The sequence below is a fragment of the Nocardioides sp. ChNu-153 genome, from assembly GCF_030466625.1.
Taxonomy (GTDB): Bacteria; Actinomycetota; Actinomycetes; order Propionibacteriales; family Nocardioidaceae; genus Nocardioides.
This window is the reverse complement of sequence record NZ_JADEVT010000004.1, coordinates 224,887-244,525: the sequence shown is the minus strand read 5'-3', so window position 1 is coordinate 244,525 and position 19,639 is coordinate 224,887. Positions and strand designations below refer to the sequence as shown.

Below are 19,639 nucleotides of genomic sequence, written 5' to 3'. Positions count from 1 at the left end.
CCGGTCGCGCCCGGCCGCGCGGGGCGGGGCGAGCCGCCGTCCCGCCGCCGGTCGCGGCGCCGCGCCGCGCCGTCCCCGCTTCACCGGCCGCGCCGCGATCCTCGTGCTCGTGCTCGCCGTGCTGACGGTCTCCTACGCCTCGTCCCTGCGGGCCTACCTGACCCAGCGCGAGCACCTCGACGACCTGCGCGCCCAGATCGACGCGACGCAGGCCGAGATCCACGAGCTCGAGCGGGAGAAGCGGCGCTGGGAGGACCCGGCGTACGTCGAGACGCAGGCCCGCGAGCGGCTCGACTACGTGATGCCGGGGGAGACCTCGTACGTCGTGGTGCAGCCCGACGGCACGCCGCTCGACGCCACCAGCACCCTGTCCGAGCCCGTCGACCGCCCCGACGACGAGGTCACCACGGCCTGGTGGGACACCGCGTGGGACTCCGTGGAGGCGGCCGGCGACCCCGAGGGCGCGGCCGCGGCCGACCCGCCCCCCGCCGCGTCCATCCCGGCGCCCACCCCCGAGGAGACCGAGTGAGCGACGCGCCCGGCGCCCAGCCGCCCGCCGAGCCCGCCGAGCCCGCCGAGCCCGCCGAGGCGATCACCGCGCCCGACCGCGCCGCGATCACCGCGCAGCTCGGCCGGGAGCCCCGCGGCATCGCCGAGGTCGGCCACCGCTGCCCGTGCGGCAACCCCGACGTCGTCACGACCCTGCCGCGGCTCCCGAACGGCACGCCGTTCCCCACGACGTACTACCTGACCTGCCCCCGCGCCGCGTCCCGCATCGGCACGCTCGAGGGCGGCGGCACGATGAAGGAGATGCAGACCCGCCTCGGCGAGGACCCCGAGCTCGCGGCGGCGTACGCGGCGGCCCACGATCGCTACCTCGCGGCGCGCGCCGAGCTCGAGCCCCGCGTCGGCGGCGTGCCGGAGATCGCGGGCATCTCCGCCGGGGGCATGCCCGACCGCGTCAAGTGCCTCCACGTGCTCGCCGGCCAGTCCCTCGCCCAGGGCCGGGGCGTCAACCCGCTCGGCGACGAGGTGCTCGACGCCCTCGGCGCCTGGTGGGCCAGCGGGCCGTGCGTCACCGCCGCCACCAACGCCACCGCCACCGCCACCGCCGACGCCGCCGCCGCCGGAGAGGGTGCGGCGTCGTGATCGCCGCCGTCGACTGCGGCACCAACACGATCAAGCTCTTCATGGGTACGCCGACCCGCGCCGTCCTGCGCACCTCCCGCATGGTGCGGCTCGGCCAGGACGTCGACCGCACCGGCCGCCTCGCCGACGCGGCGCTGGAGCGGGCGTTCACGGCGCTCGACGAGTACGCCGTCCTGCTCCGCGAGCACGGCGTCGAGCGCGTGCGGTTCTGCGCCACCTCGGCCACCCGCGACGCCGCCAACGCCGACGTGTTCCGCGCCGGGGTGCTGGAGCGGCTCGGCGTCGAGCCGGAGGTGCTCTCGGGTGCGGAGGAGGCCGAGCTGTCCTTCGCCGGCGCGGTGCGCAACCTGCGCCACGAGCCCGCCCTGCCCGTCCTGGTCGTCGACATCGGCGGCGGCTCCACCGAGCTCGTGCTCGGCGACCGCGACCCGGCCGACCCCACCGGCGCGCTGGTGGCGCGGGAGGCCCACTCGATGGACGTCGGCTCGGTCCGCCTCACCGAACGCCACCTGCACTCCGACCCGCCGACCCCCGACGAGGTGGCCGCGTGCGTGGCCGACGTCGAGGCCGCCCTCGACGCGAGCCCCGTGGACCCGGCGCGCGCCGCCCAGGTGGTCTGCGTCGCCGGCACCGCCCTCACCGTCGGCGCCGGGGCGCTGGGGCTGCCGGCCTTCGACCCCGCCCGGATCGACCAGGCCGTCGTCGACCGTGCCGCCGTCGGTGACGAGGTCGCGCGCCTGCTCGCCCTGTCCGTCGAGGAGCGCCGCGCGCTGCCCGTGATGCACCCGGGGCGCGCGGACGTCATCGGGGCCGGGGCCGTCATCCTCGACCGGGTGCTGGCCCGCGCCGGCGTGGACACCATCACCCTGTCGGTCGCCGACATCCTCGACGGCATCGCCGCGTCGCTCGCCTGAGCCGGAGCCTGGCCCTGAGCCTGAGCCTGAGCCTGAGCCCGGCCGAGGTGCGCCCGCGCGCGCGGGCTGAGAGGATGCCCCGGTGACGCAGCACGCCATCACCGTCCTCGGCCACGACCGCCCCGGCATCATCGCCCAGACCACGGCGCTCCTCGCCGACCTCGGGCTCAACATCGAGGACACCTCGATGACGCTGCTGCGCGGCCACTTCGCGATGACCCTCGTGTGCGCCGGTGGCGCCACGGAGAGCCGCATCGCGGGCGCGCTGGAGGAGCTGAGCGCCGACGGCACCCTCACGGTGACCGTGCGCGAGGTCCCGGCCGAGCAGGCGGGCGCGGCGGCGGGTGCGCCGTACGTGCTGACCGTCCACGGCGGCGACCGGCCCGGCATCGTGTCCACCGTGGTCGGCGTGGTCGCCGAGGTCGGCGGCAACGTCACCGACCTCACCACCCGTCTGTCCGGGGACCTCTACGTGCTGCTCGCCGAGGTCGACCTGCCCACGACCGTCGACGTCGACGCCCTGCGGGCCGCGCTCGACTCCGCCGCCGGCGCGCTCGGCGTGGGCGTCACGCTGCGCGCCGCGGAGGCCGACGAGCTGTGAGCGACGAGCAGGTCACCGCCTGGACCGAGAGCGACCTGGCGGCGGACGGCCGCGTGCTCGACGTGGTGCGCGCCCCCGCCGCCGTCCTGTCGGCGGTCGGCGTGGAGGTCGACCCCACGGCGCCGGAGACCGTGCAGCTCGCGGCCGACCTCGTCGCCACCATGCGGGTCAGCCCCGGGTGCGTGGGCCTCGCCGCCCCGCAGGTCGGCGTCGGCGCGAAGGTGTTCTGCGTCGACGTCTCCGCGCACCCCAAGACCCGCGACCACCACGGCACGTTCGTGCTCTGCAACGCGGTCGTCGTCTCGTCGAGCCGCAACGAGAAGGCGCGGGAGGGCTGCATGTCGGTGCCCGACCTCACCGGGGACGTGAAGCGCCCGACCCGCATCGTGGTGCGCGGCCAGCTGCCCGGCACGGGCGAGGAGGTCGAGGTGACGGCCAACGCGTTCGAGGCCCGCGCCCTGCAGCACGAGATCGACCACTGCGACGGCCTGCTCTTCCTCGACCGGGTCGCCGGCGCCCACGCGATCTACCAGCGCAAGACCTACCTGTAGCAGTCCCGCAGCAGACCAGCAGCACCCGGGCCGGCCCTCCCGCCGGCCCGTCGGCCCCCGTGTCCCAACCGGCAGAGGAAGCCGTCTTAAAAACGGCGTGGTGCGGGTTCGAGTCCCGCCGGGGGCACCGTCCGTCCTCTCCCCGGGCGGCGCGTGAGCGACACCTCACCCGCCCGGGTGACGCTTCCCCCTCCGGGCCCTGCCCGGCGGCCACCCGTTCACCTCGCCGTCGCCCGGCGTCGACAGCGTCACGACCGCGCGTCGACGTCGGCCCGGGGGAGGCCCCGAACCTCGCCCCCGCCCGCAGCAGTGTCGCTGCGGGCTGCTCCGCCGTGCGTCGCGCGCGCCCGCCCGACGACACCGAGAGGTACCTGATGACCCACTCCCGAGCGCGGCGAGGTCTCGCCGCCGCGGCCTGCTGCCTGGCGGCGACCGGAGCGTTGACCGTGGTCGCCCCGACCACCGCGACCGCCACCGCGGCCCCGTCCGCCGCAGCGGCCGCCGCCTCCTCCGACCCGGTCGGCGACCGGGCCCTGCTGAGCGACCCGTTCCTGCAGGCGCCGACCGCCGACGGCGTGTCGGTCGTCTGGTTCACCGAGTTCACCGGCTCGCGCCACGCCGTCCTCGTCGGCGAGGGCGTCGCGGGCCTCGGCGCGGCCGATCTCGCCGCCGCCGCCTCGGGCACGACGTACCCGGGTGTCGCCGTCGTGTCCGCCGCGACGTCGCAGCTCTCGCGGGTCGCCGAGGACTTCCAGTCCAACGTCCCGGTGAAGCCGGCCCAGGCCGACGGCATCGTCGATCGCGACGTGTGGCGCCACGAGGCCGCCGTGACCGGTCTGGCGCCGGGCGCCGAGGTGCCCTACCGCGTCGTCAGCCTCGACGGCTCCGCGACGGCGGGCTCGGGCACCTTCACCCTGCAGCCGGCCGCCCGCGCGGGCGACGACCTCGACATCCTGCTCACGAGCGACCACCAGGCGATGGTCAACACCCCCGCCAACCTCCAGCAGGCGGCCGCCACCATCGGCGACATCGACGCCGTCTTCCTCGCGGGCGACCTCGTCAACATCCCCGACCGCGCCTCGGAGTGGTTCGACGACACCCGCGGCTCCGGCTTCTTCCCGGTGCTGCAGGGCAACGGCGGCCGCACCTCGACGGGCGGCGTGAGCTACGCCGGCGGCGAGATCGTGCAGAACGCCCCGCTCTACCCGGCGGTCGGCAACCACGAGGTGCAGGGTCGCCGCGCCGGCGCCACGGCGCTCGGCGCCTCCTTCAACGCCCCCGTCCCGCGGTCCGTCGCGGAGACGGCGTACGAGGCCGTGGCCGCCGACGTGAACCCGTCGGGCGACCCGGCGGTGCGCGAGCGGTGGATCGAGGACAACTCGTTCTCGACGACCACCTACGAGGAGATCTTCTCGCTGCCCGACACCTCGCCGGGCGGGGAGACCTACTACGCGACGACGGTCGGCGACGTCCGCCTGGTCTCGCTCTACTCCACGCGCATCTGGCGGGGCACGACGGCGACGCCCGACCCGGCGGCCCGCACCGCGTCGAGCCGCTACCAGGAGGCGCGCGGCACCCTCGAGGCGCCGCTGGCGCAGGGCTACGGCGAGCACATCTTCGAGGCCGTCGACGCCTCGAGCGAGCAGTACGCCTGGCTGCAGGACGAGCTCGCCAGCGAGGAGTTCACCGACGCCCGCTACCGCGTGGTCATGCTGCACGAGGGCCCGCAGGGCCTCGGCGACAACGTGATGCCGCAGTTCGCCGACCCGCAGCGCATCGAGGAGCGCGACGACGCCGGCAACCTCGTGGGTGTCCGCTACGAGTACCCGGCCACGGAGAACGAGCTGCTCTACGACCTGCAGCCGCTGCTCGAGGACGCCGGGGTCGACCTGGTGCACAACGGCCACAGCCACCTGTGGAACCGCTTCGTGGCCGACAACGGCACGACGAACTTCCTCGAGACCTCCAACACGGGCAACTCGTACGGCGCGTACCACCCGCTCAGCGGGCGCAGCCGCCCGGTCCCGCCCGCCCCGTGGGACGCCGCGAACTACTGGGCGCAGGACAACCCCGGCGGTCTCGAGCCGATCGTGCCGAACGTCGCGCCCTACACGAACGAGGCCGGCACCCCGCTGCCCTACGTGCAGGACAACAACCTGGCCGTGTTCACGAAGCTCGACACCGGCTCGGGGGAGATCACGACGTACTCCTTCGACGTGCGCACCCCCGACGTCGCCCCGAAGGTGATCGACGTGTTCTCCATCGGGCGTCCCGCCACGGACCCCGAGCCCGAGCCGGGTCCCGTGACGGCCACGGTCACGAGCGAGGCCAGCGTGACGGGCCGGGTCTCGGGTGACGCATCGGCGGCCGCGTCGGCGACGGCGCTGCGCACGTCGATCCAGGTGCCGGTGACGGCCCGCGCCCGGGGCCGGGAGTGGACGATGACGGGCACCGGCAACGTGTACGTCACGGCGCGCCGCGAGGCGACCCGCGCCGGCCAGTGGTCCCGCACCCTGACGGCGGGCGCCGTCGCGACCCGCAGCTGCACCCGGCCCACCGCGGAGGAGGCTCAGGCCTGCGCCGAGGAGTACGCCGAGTCCTCCGCCGAGCGGGTGGCCCAGGGGAACCTCGAGGCGTACGACGCCCACCTCGACGCGCGGGCCCTCCCGCTCGCCCAGGGCGACGCGCGCCACCTGGCGCAGATCGCCGCGCGCTCGGTGCGCATCCCGGCGTCCTCGTGGGAGGCGGCGCACGCCCAGGCCCGCGAGCACGGCCTGTACCGCATCCGGGTCGCTGCCTACGGGCGCTGACCCACCCCGGGGCCCCGCACGTCGGGGCCCCACCGTGGGCCGGCCGCTGCGCTCAGTCGGCGCAGCGGTCGGCCCACGGCGACGTGTAGCCCCCGCGGATCTGGCGCACCTGCAGGCAGGTGCGGCCCTCGGCCACCGGCACGACGACGGAGGTGTCGGAGGTGCGAGCGCCCTGCCCGGTCGCCGGCACGCGGTACTCCCACGTGTCGCTGGGGCGCACGCCCGGCGCGGTCCAGCTGAAGCGCACGCCCCCGGCCTCGGGGGCGGCGACCAGCTCGGGCGGGTCGACGGGGGCGTCGGGCGCGAGGGCGCCCGGGGTCGTGGCGGCCGTCGAGGTGGGCGTGGCCACCGGCTCCTCGCCCCCGCCGCCCGACTGCCACCAGACGAGGCCGCCGGCGGCGAGCAGCAGCGCCGCGACGCCGAGCGCGGACGCGACGAGGACGCCGCGCCCCAGCGGTTCATCGTCCGCGTCGGCCGACCCCGGCGCGCCGCCCGGGCCCCCCGTCGTACCGCCCGCGGCGCCGCCGGTGCGGCCGCGGTCCGTCGACAGCGACCGGGGGCCGGACGCGGAGACCACCGTGAGCGGCTTGACCGAGGTGACGTCGGGGTCGAGCACGTCGTGCCCGCCCGCAGCACCCGGGCCGCCCCCAGCACCTGGGGCCCCGTCGTCGGGCCGCGCCTCCACCGCGATGGCCGTGCGGGCGTAGCCGGCCGCGCTCTCGACCTGCTGCAGCGAGCGGGCCAGCTCGAGCGCGGAGGCGGGCCGGTGCGCCGGGTGCTTGGCCATCGCCTGCTGCAGGAGCCGGTCGAGGGCCGCCGGCACGTCGGTGCGACCGGTCGACGGCGGCGGCGAGTGCAGGATGCGGGCGCTGAGCGCCGGCGTGGAGTTGTCGCCCTGGGGGATCGAGAACGGCGAGCGGCCCACCAGCAGGTTCCAGATGGTCGCGCCGAGGGAGTAGACGTCGGAGGCCGCGGAGCCGTTCGAGGTGCCCTCGAGCAGCTCGGGCGCGGTCCACGGGTAGGAGATCCGCACCTCGGCGTCGGTGTGCACGTCGGCGACCCGGCCCGCGATGCCGAAGTCGGACAGCGCCGGCTCGGAGTAGGTCGTGACCAGCACGTTCGACGGCTTGATGTCGCGGTGCAGGATGCCGGCGCGGTGGGCGGTCTCGACGGCGCTGGCCAGCTTGATGCCGGTCGCGACGGCGTCGGGCACCGACAGCGGTCGGGTCCGCACCCGCAGCCCCAGGTCGGGCGGCGGGCAGTAGCGCATGACGAGGTAGGGCCGCGAGCCGTCCGCCGGGCTGGTGATGCCGGCCGTGATCACCGAGACGATGTAGGGGTGGTCCGCCAGCCGCGCCATCGCGTCGGCCTCGGCGGTGAAGAGCCGCTTCTCGCGCTCGGTGAGCGGCACGTCGGGGCGCACGACCTTGATGGCGACGCGCTGGCGCGGCCACTCCTGCTCGTAGAGGAAGACGTGCGCGAAGCCGCCGCTGCCCAGGTGCTGCACGAACGTGTAGCCGGGGATGGTGGGTCCGCTCATCGCGCCTCTCCCTGCGGCCCGCCACCGGAGCCGGCCGGCACCTCGCCGTGGATCTGGTAGTGCACCTCGTAGACGTCGGCCAGGTCGAGCACGTGCCCGGGCTCGAGGAGGTAGTCCTCACCGGGGCGCAGCCGCTCCCCGGGCCGACCCGGGACGTAGCGGGTGGTGCCGCCCCGCGACGACAGGTCCCGCACCAGCACGTGCCACCCGTCGAGCTGCACCTGCAGGTGGGTGCGCGAGAGGTACGTCGAGTCGCCCGGCAGGTGCACCAGGTGCGGCCAGTCGCCCCCCGGTGGGGCGACGGGTCGCCGGCCGAGCAGCACCCCGCGGTCGAGCGGCACGAGCTCGCCGGTGGGCAGGCGCAGCACGCCCAGCGCGGGCCGGGGCAGGCGCTGCGGCGCCGACTCGGGCACGGGCGCCCCGCACCAGCGGCAGGTCGTCGACGTCGGCGGCGTGGCGTGGCCCGCGACGCAGCGCACGCCCAGCACCGTCTCGGCGGTGGACGGGTGGAAGTGGGCGTCCGCGCCGCGGTGCACCGTCGCGCCGTCGTGGTCGCCGGGGGCGGCCGGCGGGCGCGGGGAGCGGCGCAGGGAGGTCGCGCCGCGCAGGCCCGGGTCGCCGGCGGGCTCGGAGGTGTCGATCGCGCGGAGGTCCGCACCCGGGGGTACGGCGGGGCCGGTGGCGGCGAGGATCTCCGCCGGGATCGCCGCGATGAGGTCCCCGGCCGGTCCTGTCGGCCGCGCCGGGGACGGGGGAGCGGCGGGTGCGGCGCGCCGTACCCGGGCCCGGCGGGCGCCGGTGACCCCGGAGCGGAGGAAGCCGCCGGACGGGTCGGTGTCCCCGCCCGCGGGGCCGAGCCGCAGCTCCCACCCGCCGTCGCGCCGCTCGGCGCGCCCGGAGCCGTGGGTGGCGGTGCGCGGGGTCGCGCCCCCGGTGTCGAGGGCGGCGTGGTCGGGCAGTGCGCGGCTGGGCCGCTCGAGCAGGCGCACCCAGCGCTCGACGGCGTCGGGCGCCCCCGCGTGGTCCCACAGGGCCCGCACGAGGTCGGCGTCCTCGCCCGACGGCGGGAACGGGAGGTCCACCAGCAGCCAGCGCGTGCCGTCGCCGACGAGCACGCGGTCGCCCGCGTCGTACGCGACCTCGTCCGTCACCGCTGCACCCCCCGCGCCTCGACCGTCCGGGACATCATGACGCGCCGCCCGCGGCCGGGGACCGCGAGGGTGACGCGTTCCCTTCGCGGTGGTCGCCGGGGTGATCTAGGCTGCACCGCCGGGTACGCGGCACGAGTCGGGGCGTGGGGGACGTGGGCACCAGGAGGGTCGGATCGGTCGCGCGGGGCGGACGCCGCCGCGCGACGCTGGCGAGCACCCTGGCGCTGGTCGTCGCGCTCGTCGCCTTCGTCGTCCACGCCGCCACCGCCGACGGCTTCACCACCCACGAGGCCGACCTCGACGACGGCGGCGTGTGGGTCACCAACGACGCCGACTCCGCCTGGGGCCGCATCAATAAGCCCGTCGGCCAGCTCGACGGCGCGCTCTTCGGCCAGGTCGGCGCCCAGCTCGACGTGGTGCAGGACGGCGCGGCCGTCATCGGTGTCGACACGAGCGCGGGCGTGCTCTCCCCGATCGACCCGGCGACCGTGCAGCACCCCGAGGGCGAGCAGGCCGCCTTCTCGCCCGGCGCCCAGGTGCGCCTCGCCGGCGGCACCGCGGCGGTCCTCGACCCCGCGACCGGCGGGCTGTGGGCGCAGCGGGTCGACGGCGGGGTCTACGCGCCGGTCGCGGCGCTCGACCGCCAGCTCGACCCCGGGCACGTGGTCGAGGGCGGCACCCGTCTCGCGGTCTCCACGACCGGCACCGCCTGGGTGCTGGCGCCGTCGAGCGGGACCCTGACCGAGGTGCGGGTCGACGCGGCGGGCACGGCGGACCCGCGCACGGTCGAGCTCGACGGCGCGGAGGACCTCGGCGAGGACGCGTCGCTCACCGTCGTGGGCGAGCGCCCCGTGGTCCTCGACCCGGGGGCCGAGCGGCTGCTGGTGCCGGCCGACGACGGCACGCTCGAGGTCGAGCTGGACGACCTCGCCGGCGACGCGGTGCTGCAGCAGCCCGGTCCCGACGCGTCCGGCGTACTGGTCGCGACCGGCAGCGGACTGCGCGAGGTGCCGCTGGGCCCCGAGGGCTCGACCACCCTGCTCGTCGAGGGCGCCTCCGGGGCGCCGACCGAGCCCGTGCGGCTGGGCGCGTGCCGGTACGGCGCGTGGTCCGGCCCCGACGCGTCGGTCGCCACGCGGTGCGACGGGGGAGCGGGCGGCGACGTCGTGCCCCTGGCGACCGCCGCCAGCGACCTCGTGTTCCGCACGAACCGGGGCCAGGTCGTGCTCAACGACCGCAGCAGCGGCGCCGTGTGGGACGTGGACTCCGACCAGCCCGCCCGGCTCGACAACTGGGACGCCTTCCGCCAGCGCGTGACCGACACCGACGACGCGGAGGAGGACGAGGCGGAGGCCGAGGGCGACCGGCGTCCGCCCGTCGCCAACCCCGACGTCGTCGGCGCCCGGCCCGGCCAGACGGCGGTGCTCCACCCGCTCGACAACGACACCGCGCCCGACGGTCGGCTGCTGGCCATCCGCTCCGTCGACGCGCCGGTCGGCAACGCGGTGGACCTGACGATCAGCCCGGACGGCCAGACCGTCCAGGTGCGCCTGCCCGAGGACGCCGGCCCGACGACGACGTTCGAGTACCACATCGACGACGGCCGCGCCGACGTCCCGGCCGCGCACGCGACGGTCACCGTGCAGACCCGCCGCGCGGGGGAGAACAACGATCCGCACCCGCGTGCCGGCTACACCCCGCGGGAGTGGGTCGTGCCGGCCGGCGGCGTGCTCGACGTGCCCGTGCTGCCCGACTGGCGCGACAGCCTCGACTCCGACCCCCTGACCCTCACCGGGACCGTCGTCGACGCCGACCCCACGGGCACGGCGCTCGCGCGGCCCACCGGGTCGGGCCGCGTGCGCTTCGAGGCCGGCCAGAGCACCGGAGTGCAGACCGTCTCCTACACCGTCGCCGACGGCCTCGGCGGATCCGTCACCGACGAGCTGACCTTCCGGGTGCAGGACCGCACCGAGCGCGAGGCGCTGCCCGCGACGGCCGAGCCGGACGTCGTGGCCGGCGAGGTGGGCGAGGTCATCACCATCCGCCCCCTGGGCAACGACCTCCCCGGCTCCGACCCGGGCACGCCGGACGCCGAGCTGGCCCTCGCGGGCCCGGTGACGGCGAGCGGCGACGCGCGCGTGGAGACCGACCTCGTCGGCGGCACGCTCTCGTTCCGGGCCGACCGGGCGCGCACCTACTTCCTCGACTACGACGCGGCGTACGGCAACGCCGAGCCGGCCCGTGGCCAGGTGCGGGTCGACGTCGAGGCGCCGCAGGACCCGCCGGCCCCGCCGGTCGCCGTGCCCGACCAGGTGACGCTGCACGGCCAGGCGTCGTCGACCGTCGACGTGCTCGGCAACGACGTCGACCCCCGCGGCGGCCTGCTCGTCGTGCAGGCGGCGCGGGCCCGCACGGCCGACCAGCTCGACGTCGCCGTGGTGGAGGGTCGCTGGCTGCAGGTCGCCGCCCGCGGCGCCTCGCTCAGCCCGAACCCGCAGGTCGTGGAGTACACGGTGAGCAACGGTGCGGCGTCGGTGACCGGCGAGGTCGTCGTCTCCCAGCGGCCCGCGCCCGACGACACGGCCCCGGTGACGCAGACCGACCGCCTCGTGGTGCGCTCGGGCGCGGTGGCGACGGTGCCGGTGCTGGAGAACGACTTCAGCCCCGCCGGCGACGCCCTGGCCCTGGCCCCCGAGGCCGAGGGGCTGCCGCGCGGCGAGCTCGCGGTGGTCTCGGCGGACGGCACGGCCGAGGACCCGGGCCGCGCGTTCGTCTCCGGCGCCCAGGTGCGCTACGCCGCCCCGGCCGGGCTCACCGACACCCTCAGCACCCAGGTCACGTACGTCGCGACGAACGCCGCCGGCGAGCGGGCGCCGGGCCGGGTCGAGGTCACGGTGCTTCCCGTCGAGGCCGCCAACCGCCCGCCCGCGCCGCCCGTGCTTGAGGGCCGCACGGTGGCCGGCGAGCGCCTCCTGCTGCGCGTGCCCGCCGGCGGGGTGGACCCCGACGGCGACCCCGTCACCGTGACCGGCATCGGCGCGGCCCCCGGGCTGGGCCGGGTGCTCGGGTTCGGCGCCGACACGATCGAGTACCAGGCCTACCCCCGCAGCGCGGGCACCGACGAGTTCACCTACACCGTCACCGACCCGTACGGCGAGGTGGCCACCGGCCGCGTCCGGGTGGCCGTCGTGTCGCCGGGGGAGACCCAGCCCCCGCTCGCGGTCGACGACGCCGTCACGGTGGAGCCGGGCCGCGACCTGCGCGTCGACGTGCTCGCGAACGACCTCGTGGCCCCCGGCGACCGGGTCGACGTGACCCTCGTCGACCCGCCCCCCGGCGTCGAGCTGGGCGCGGAGGCGGGGCCGCTGCGCGTCCCGGCGCCGGAGCGCGCCGGAGACGTCGTCGAGGTGGTCTACGAGGTGTCGAACGGGCTGTCCTCCTCCCGGGCCACGGTGCGGGTGCGGGCGCTCACGCCGTACGACAACCCGCCCGTGGTGCCCGACGCGTACGGCGAGGCCGACAGCGGCCCGGGCGTCGAGGTCGACGTGCTCGTCGACGCCTTCGACCCCGACGGCGACGACGAGCAGCTGGTCGTCACCGACGTCTTCGCGCCCGCGGACGTCGAGGCCTCGACCGACGGGCGGGCCGTCGAGGTGGTGCGCGCGGCGCACCCCGTCGTCGTCGGGTTCCGCGTCGAGGACGGCACCGGCGGGGCCGCGCTGGCGTCGCTGTTCGTGCCCGCGGCGAGCGAGGGTGCGCCGTACGTGCTCGACGACGCCCTCGTCGAGGTCGACCCGGGCGGCAGCACCACGGGCGAGCTGGCCGACCTGGTGGCCGACCCGGCCGGCGGCGAGGTGGCGTTCACGCTGTCCGACCGCGTCTGGGCCTCCCCGGCCGCCCAGGTCAGCGCCCGCGTGACGGGCACCGGCGCGTTCGAGGTGAGCGCGGTCGCGGGGTACGCCGGTCCGGCCGCCGTGGTCGCCGAGGTCACGACGGGCACCGGGGTCGACGACCCCGAGGGCGTCCGTGCCGTCGTGTCGATCCCCGTGCAGGTCGGCGAGAGCGTCCCGATCCTCAGCTGCCCCGCGGCCCCCGTCGAGGTCGTGCAGGGCGAGGAGGTCGACCTCGACGTCGCCGCCCGCTGCCACGTGTGGACCGCGGACCCCGACGAGGGCCTGTCGTTCGACGCCGACTGGGAGACCTCCGTCGACGGCCTCTCCGTGATCGAGCCCAGCGGTCCCATCATCACCGTCGCGGCCGCTGCGACGGCCCGGCCCGGTGACGAGGCCCGGCTGTCGCTCACCTCGGGGGCCAGCGAGCCGGGCGTGCTCACCCTGCGCGTCGTGGAGGCCCCGCGGCCCACGCTGGCCCCTGTGTCGGTCAGCGACCTGCGGGCCGGCGAGGAGCGCGTGGTCGACCTCGCCCCCTACCTCACCGTCGGGGTCGACGACGCCCGCCCCACGATCCTCGGCGTCGAGCGCACGGCCGGCCCCGACGGCGTCGGCGCCGAGGCCGACGGCGACGCGTCCGTGCGGATCACCACGGCCGACCGCGTCGACGGCCGCGCCGAGTTCACGGTCACCATGAGCGACGTGCCCGACGGCGGCCCCGAGCGGCAGGCGACCGGCACGATCTCCGTCGAGGTGCTCGACCGGCCCGACACGCCGGCCGCGCCGGTGCCGGTCCCCGGCGTGCGCAGCCAGGAGGTGGGGCTGCAGTGGACGGCGCCCGAGCCGAACGGCGCGCCCGTGCAGACCTACGAGGTCGCCCACGCGGGCGGCACCCAGACGTGCCCCGCGACCCGGTGCGACATCACGGGCCTCACCAACGGCGAGCCCTACTCCTTCCGCGTCCGCGCCCAGAACGCCGTCGGCTGGTCGGAGTGGAGCCCGACGTCGGCGCCCGCCACGCCCGACGCCCCGCCCGGCGCGGTCGGCGAGGTGCGCATGGTCGCGCGCGGCGACCGCACGGTCACGCTGCAGTGGACCGAGCCGACCACGCAGACCTCCGCCATCGAGCGCTACTACGTGCAGTGGCCCGGCGGCCAGACGCAGACGACGACGCCCGGGGTGGTCGTCACCGGGCTCGACAACTCCCGGGCCTACCAGTTCACGGTGTCGGCCGAGAACGCCTACCGCGAGGGCCCGGCCGTGCGCAGCGCCGCGTTCCAGTCCATCGGCGCCCCGGGCGCCCCGGGAGCGCCGACGGTCACCGACCAGCGCACGCCCGGCGACGCGGGCGCGGTGACGCTGCGGTGGGACCCCGTCGCGCCCAACGGTCCCGCCCCGCTGCTCTACACGGTGCGCCGCGACGGCACGCCGCTGGCGCAGTGCACGAACCAGACCACCACGAGCTGCGACGACGCGGGCCTCACCTACGACGGGCGCACCTACTCCTACGACGTGGTCGCGACCAACAACGGCGGCGCGGACGACGCCGTGTCGACCGCGGGGGCCGCCGCGTCGTGGACCGCCGTGGGCCGCCCGGCCGAGTGGGGCGCCTGGACCATCACGCCCACGGGCGCCGACGGCTCGGCCCGCGTCCAGGCCGACGTGCCCGGGTCGCGGGGCGCCACCTCGCGCGTGCGCGTCGTCGCCGGCGGCGTCACGCGCTTCGAGGGCGACGTCCGCGGCCGGCTCGACACCACCATCACCGGCCTGTCCAACGACGGCCCGACGAACGCCTCCCTCGAGCTCTGCAACGAGGCCGGCGCGTGCACGACGTCCGACCAGCAGTCGGTGCAGACCTACGGCCCGCTGCGGCGCGAGCACATCGTGGCGATCGACCCGGTGCGCGAGGGCAACCAGGTGCGCTGGAACCTGCGCGTCGACACCAACGGCGACCCCGCCGAGGTCGAGGTGCGGCTCACCGCCCCGGGGCGCGACGAGACGCAGCGCTTCACCGCGTCGGGCGTGGACGGCTGGCAGGGCACGACCCGCACGATCGACGCGGGGTACGACGCCACGCACCGCATCACGGTCACCCTGCGCGACGGCTCGCCGAGCCGCGGCCCGGTCACGGCCTCCGCGGAGACCCGCACGCCGCCGCGCCCGAACCCCACGCTCAGCATCAGCCGCGGCGACCGCTGCCTCGACGGCACGGCCAACCCGTGCCGGCGCCAGCCCTCGGACGGCGAGGCGTGCGTCCACGCCTCGTGCGGCCGCGTCGCGCTCACCACCACGAACTTCGAGAACGCGCAGGTCACCTGCACGATCTCCCCGACGGTCCCGAGGACCTACACCGCCGCGGGCAACGGCCGCACCCAGCTCACGGCGTACTACGGCTTCCCGAACGGCCGCATCACGGCCACCTGCCGCGGCGCCAACGGGCAGAGCGCCTCGGCCGAGTACACCTGGCCACCGAACTAGCGACCGTCCCAGCCCCGCCCCCGCCCCGCCCCAGCCCCAGCCCGTCCCTCCCGCCCCACTGACCGAGGAGCCCCATGACCCTCTCGCGCGACCAGGCCGAGTGGTTCCGCCAGACCTTCGACCGGCTGACCGACAACGTCGAGAAGGCGGTGCTCGGCAAGCGGCACGTCATCCGCCTCGCGCTGACCTGCCTGCTCTCGGAGGGGCACCTGCTGCTCGAGGACAACCCGGGCACCGGCAAGACGATGCTGGCCCGGGCGCTGGCCAACACGGTGCAGGGCAGCCACGCCCGCATCCAGTTCACGCCCGACCTGCTGCCCTCCGACGTCACGGGCGTCACCGTCTACGACCAGCACCGCGGCACCTTCGAGTTCCACCCGGGCCCGATCTTCCACACCATCGTGCTGGCCGACGAGATCAACCGCGCCTCGCCCAAGACCCAGGCGGCCCTGCTGGAGGTCATGGAGGAGGGCCGGGTCACCGTCGACGGCGAGCCCCGCCCCGTCGGCCGCCCGTTCATGGTCGTCGCCACCCAGAACCCGATCGAGCAGGCCGGCACCTACCGGCTGCCCGAGGCGCAGCTCGACCGCTTCCTCATGAAGACCTCGGTCGGTTACCCCGACCACGCCTCCACGGTCGCGCTGCTCGTCGACGCCGGCACGCGCGACCGCGCCTCGCTGGTGACCCCGGTCATCACCGCCGAGGTGGTCGCGCAGATGAGCGGGCTCGCCGACCAGGTGTACGTCGACCCCGCCGTCGTCGGGTACGTCGCGGACCTCGCCGAGGAGTCCCGGCGCCTCCCGCACGTGCGCCTCGGCCTCTCGGCGCGCGGCTGCCTGGCGTTCATCCGCGTCGCCAAGACGTGGGCCGCCGCGGACGGCCGCGACCACGTCGTGCCCGACGACGTGAAGGAGCTCGCACAGCCGGTGCTGTGCCACCGCCTGCTGCTCGACGCGGAGGCGCAGTTCGGCGGCGTCACGGTCGACACCGTCATCGGCCGGCTGCTCGACGCGGTCGCGCCCCCGACCGACCGGGTGGCCTGAGACCGGTGCGCGCCCTGCGGTCCCTGCGCCACGCCCTCGCGGTCGTCGACCCCCTGGGGTGGGCGGTCGCGTGCCTCGGCGTGCTCGCCGGGGTCGTCGCGGTCGTCGCGGGCTGGCGCGAGGCCGGGGTCGTCGCCGTCGCCTGCCTGCTGCTGCTCGTGCTGGCCGCGCCGTTCGTGCTGGGGCGCACCCGGGTGCGGGTGGACGTCACCGCGGAGCCGCGGCGGGTGGTCGCCGGGGCCAGCGTCGCGGTGGGCGTCGTGGTCACCAACACCGCGTCCCGGCGGCTGCTGCCGGTGACGCTCGCGCTGCCGGTCGGCGCGTCGGTGCACCGCTACGCCCTGCCCGCGCTGCGCCCGGGGGCCGCGCACCTGGAGGACCTGCTGCTGCGCACCGAGCGGCGCGGCGTCGTCGCCGTCGGCCCCGCCTCCACCCGCCGCGGCGACCCGGTCGGCGTGTTCTCGCGCGACGTGGTGTGGACCGACGTCCAGGAGGTGCTCGTGCGGCCCGTGATGGTGCCGCTGGAGTCCCTCGGCGCGGGGCTGCTGCGTGACCTGGAGGGCGTCACCACCGACGCGGTCACGTCGAGCGACCTCGCCTTCCACGCGCTGCGGGAGTACGCGCCGGGCGACGACCTGCGCCACGTCCACTGGCGCTCCTCGGCCAAGGTGGGTCAGCTCCTGGTGCGGCAGTACCAGGACACGCGCCGCTCCCACGCCACCGTCGTGGTCGACGACGACCCGGCCGCGTGGGGTGACGACGACGAGCTGGAGACCGCGATGGGCGTCGCCGCCTCGATCGTCGCCCGCGCCACGCTCGACGACTTCGCGGCCACGTTCGTGTGCGGGCGCCAGGTGGTGACGGGCACCGACGGCAACCAGGTGCTCGACGCCGTCTGCCGCGCCGCGACGGAGGGCCGCGGGCTGCTCGCCGGCGCCCAGGAGGCCGCCCGGGTCGCCCCCGACACCAGCCTGCTGTTCCTGCTCGGCGGCACCGGCACGTCGTTCGCCACGCTGACGCGCGCGGCCGCGACCCACGGCCCGCAGGTGCGCCGCCTCGGCCTGCTCGTCGACCCCGCCGCGCGTGCGCACGTGCGCGAGGCGGGCGACGTGCCCGTGCTGACCCTGGCCCGCCGCGACGACCTCGCGCCGCTGCTGCGCTGGGGGGCGTCGTGAGTGCGGCCCGGCGCTCGCGCCTCACCCGCGGCGACCTCGGCGAGGCCGCCCTGCTCGTCGTGCTCGTCGTCGTCGCCCTCTCCGGCCTGGCCCGCACCTTCACGGGCGCCCAGTTCCTCCTCGTCGGCACGGTCGGGGCGCTGCTGGGCGCCGGGTCCGCGCTGCTGGCGCGCCGTCACCGCTGGCCCCCCGCCCTTCCGGTCCTGCTCGCCGCGGCGGGCGTCGTGCTGCTCGGCGGCCCGCTCTGCCTGCGCGCGGCGGGGGGCACGCCGTACCTGCCGGTGCCCGGCACGCTCGAGCAGCTGGGCGACGCCGTCGTCGGGGGGTGGCGCGACGCACTGACGACCCTGCCGCCGGTGGACGGCGACGGGCCGCTGCTGGTGCTGCCGTTCGTCCTCGGCACGGCGGGCGCGCTCGCTGCCGTGCTCGCCGCCGGGCTGCGCCGCCCGCCGCTCGCGGTGCAGGCCGTGCTCGTCCTCGCCGCGCCCCTCCTCGTGCTCGGCGTGGTGCTGCTGCTGGGCGTGGCCACGCCGGCGTCGGTGCTGCTCCAGGGCGGCGCCGTCGCGGCGCTCGCGCTCGGCGCCGCGGGGCTGCGCGCCCGGCGGGGGGCCGCCCGTGCGGCGGCTGCCGCTCCCGTCGTACCGACCGTGACGGGCGGCACCCGCCCCGCGGCCGGGCGGCTGCGGCGCGGCCTCACGGCGGCCGCCCTCGTCGCCGTGGCGGGCGGGCTCGCCGTACCGGTCGGGTCGTGGGCCGTCGGCGACGACGACCGCTTCGTGCTGCGCGAGCACGTCTCCCCGCCGTTCGAGGTGGGGCAGTACCCCTCACCCCTCGCCGCCTTCCGCCGGTACGTCGAGATGCCCGAGCCCGACGCGGCGAACCGCTACGAGCAGGTGCTGATGACCCTCGACGGCGCGCCCGAGGGCACCCGGGTGCGCTTCGCGGCCCTCGACTCCTACGACGGCGTCGTGTGGGGGGCGGCGGACCGGGCGGCCGGCACGGACGGCGTCGGCGTGACCCGCGCGTCGTTCCAGCGCGTCTCCACCTCGATCGACAACCCCGTCGAGGGCGAGCGGGTGGACGTGCGCGTCGAGCTGGGGGAGGGGTACGACGGCGTGTGGCTGCCGACCGTGGGGGCGCTGACCGAGCTGCGGTTCGCCGGCCCTCGCGCGGACGCGGCCGCGGACTCGTTCCGCTACAACCTGGCGACCTCGACGGGCGTGGTGCCGAGCGGGCTGGCACCGGGTGACGCCTACGTGCTGGAGGCCGTCGTGCCGCCCGCGGGGGCCGACGGCCTCGACGAGGACGACCTGCCGGCCGCCCCGGACCCCGCGCTCGCGTCCGCCGCCTCGTTCCTGGCCACCCAGGCCGTGCAGTGGACGGCCGGCGAGGCCGAGCCCATGGCCCGGGTGCTCGCCGCCGCGCGCCACCTGCGCACCGTCGGCAAGTACACCGACGGCGTGCTCGAGGCCGAGAAGATCTACACCGCGGGGCACTACCGCGGCCGTCTCGGCGAGGGGTTCGTCGACGACGTGGTGATGGCCGGCAACGACGAGCAGTACGCCGCCACGATGGCCCTCGTCGCCAACGCCATCGGCGTGCCCGCCCGGGTCGTCGTCGGCGCGGTCGTCCCGGCCGACGGCGTGGTGCGGGGCGAGCACGTCGAGGCGTGGGTCGAGCTGCAGGTGGCCGACGGGTCGTGGCGCACGCTGCCGACCGAGGCCTTCATGGACTTCGACCGGCCCGCCGAGCGCCCGCCGCTCAACGAGCAGGAGATGTCGGGCACCGTCGTGCCGCCCCCGGCCCCCGTGCCGCCGCCCTCCAGCCTCGCCGACCAGACCGACGCCGAGCTCGACGCCCGCGCAGGCTCGCCCGAGGAGACCGGGTCCGAGCTGCCGGCGTGGGTGCTGTGGGCGCTGGGGATCGTCGGCGGGCCGCTGCTGCTCGTGGCGCTGTGGTTCGCGCTCGTGCTGGGGGCCAAGGCCTGGCGCCGGCGTCGCCGCCGGGGCGCCCCGCGGGCCTCGGCTCGCCTCGTGGGCGCGTGGCGCGAGCTCGTCGACGCCGCTCGCGACCTGGGGACCGGTGTGCCCGTGGCCGCGGGCGTCACGCGGCGCGAGCAGGCCCGGTCGCTGCCGCTGCCGGCCGCCCCGGCGCTGGCGCGCACGGCCGACGGCCACGTCTTCGGTCCGACCCCGCCCGCCGACGGCGTGGCCGCGGACTACTGGGACCAGGTGATGGTGGTACGCCGGGAGCTGCGGGCCGGCGTGCCCTGGCACCGCCGCCTGCGCGCCGCGGCGAGCCTGCGGAGCTTCCGCCGCACCTGACGGCTCCGGCGGC

At 76.9% G+C, this 19,639-nt stretch carries 12 protein-coding genes and 1 tRNA gene; 11 read left to right on the top strand and 2 right to left on the bottom strand.

Features of this window, described 5'->3' with window-relative positions; translation table 11 throughout:
• The 7 genes from INN71_RS08655 to INN71_RS08625 all read left to right on the top strand — a co-directional run.
• The coding region (locus INN71_RS08655; RefSeq protein WP_301800072.1) for a septum formation initiator family protein at positions 1 to 529 on the top strand (529 nt) is incomplete at its 5' end.
• 62 nt (positions 530 to 591) lie between these two features.
• Positions 592 to 1,149 carry a DUF501 domain-containing protein gene (locus INN71_RS08650; protein ID WP_277501204.1) on the top strand — a complete coding sequence of 186 codons (558 nt, stop codon included), beginning with the start codon at positions 592 to 594 and terminating at the stop codon, positions 1,147 to 1,149.
• The gene (locus INN71_RS08645; protein ID WP_277501202.1) at positions 1,146 to 2,063 is read left to right on the top strand and encodes an exopolyphosphatase; all 918 of its coding nucleotides are present in this window, start codon (positions 1,146 to 1,148) and stop codon (positions 2,061 to 2,063) included. The genes INN71_RS08650 and INN71_RS08645 overlap by 4 nt, the downstream gene beginning before the upstream one ends.
• Before the next feature lie 82 nt (positions 2,064 to 2,145).
• Positions 2,146 to 2,664 carry a glycine cleavage system protein R gene (locus INN71_RS08640; RefSeq protein ID WP_277501201.1) on the top strand — a complete coding sequence of 173 codons (519 nt, stop codon included), beginning with the start codon at positions 2,146 to 2,148 and terminating at the stop codon, positions 2,662 to 2,664.
• Positions 2,661 to 3,215 carry a peptide deformylase gene (locus tag INN71_RS08635; protein WP_277501200.1) on the top strand — a complete coding sequence of 185 codons (555 nt, stop codon included), beginning with the start codon at positions 2,661 to 2,663 and terminating at the stop codon, positions 3,213 to 3,215. The genes INN71_RS08640 and INN71_RS08635 overlap by 4 nt, the downstream gene beginning before the upstream one ends.
• A gap of 53 nt (positions 3,216 to 3,268) precedes the next feature.
• A tRNA-Leu gene (locus INN71_RS08630) sits at positions 3,269 to 3,342 on the top strand.
• A 247-nt stretch (positions 3,343 to 3,589) separates the two neighbouring features.
• Positions 3,590 to 6,025: a metallophosphoesterase gene (locus INN71_RS08625; protein WP_277501199.1), complete on the top strand. Its 2,436-nt coding sequence runs from the start codon at positions 3,590 to 3,592 to the stop codon at positions 6,023 to 6,025.
• 52 nt (positions 6,026 to 6,077) lie between these two features.
• On the opposite strand, the gene INN71_RS08620 is transcribed toward INN71_RS08625, so the two are convergent.
• Together INN71_RS08620 and INN71_RS08615 are read right to left on the bottom strand one after the other, a co-directional pair.
• Positions 6,078 to 7,565 carry a serine/threonine-protein kinase gene (locus INN71_RS08620; RefSeq protein WP_277501198.1) on the bottom strand — a complete coding sequence of 496 codons (1,488 nt, stop codon included), beginning with the start codon at positions 7,563 to 7,565 and terminating at the stop codon, positions 6,078 to 6,080.
• Positions 7,562 to 8,716 (bottom strand): FHA domain-containing protein, encoded by a 1,155-nt coding sequence (locus INN71_RS08615; RefSeq protein WP_277501197.1) that lies wholly within the window; start codon positions 8,714 to 8,716, stop codon positions 7,562 to 7,564. Before INN71_RS08615 ends, INN71_RS08620 begins: the two co-directional genes overlap by 4 nt.
• A 152-nt stretch (positions 8,717 to 8,868) precedes the next feature.
• Between INN71_RS08615 and INN71_RS08610 the strand changes: the two genes are divergently transcribed.
• From INN71_RS08610 to INN71_RS08595, 4 genes are all read left to right on the top strand, one after another.
• Positions 8,869 to 15,084, top strand: a complete 6,216-nt coding sequence (locus tag INN71_RS08610; protein ID WP_277501196.1) for an Ig-like domain-containing protein — start codon at positions 8,869 to 8,871, stop codon at positions 15,082 to 15,084.
• A gap of 74 nt (positions 15,085 to 15,158) precedes the next feature.
• Entirely contained in the window at positions 15,159 to 16,127 is a 969-nt protein-coding gene (locus INN71_RS08605) for a MoxR family ATPase (protein ID WP_277501195.1), read from the top strand.
• Positions 16,128 to 16,132: 5 nt separating this feature from the next.
• On the top strand, positions 16,133 to 17,302 hold the full coding sequence (locus INN71_RS08600) for a DUF58 domain-containing protein (RefSeq protein WP_277501194.1): 1,170 nt from the start codon (positions 16,133 to 16,135) through the stop codon (positions 17,300 to 17,302).
• Positions 17,299 to 19,626, top strand: coding sequence for a transglutaminase-like domain-containing protein (locus INN71_RS08595; RefSeq protein WP_301800071.1), 2,328 nt, complete (start codon positions 17,299 to 17,301; stop codon positions 19,624 to 19,626). The genes INN71_RS08600 and INN71_RS08595 overlap by 4 nt, the downstream gene beginning before the upstream one ends.
• Positions 19,627 to 19,639: the final 13 nt, after the last annotated feature.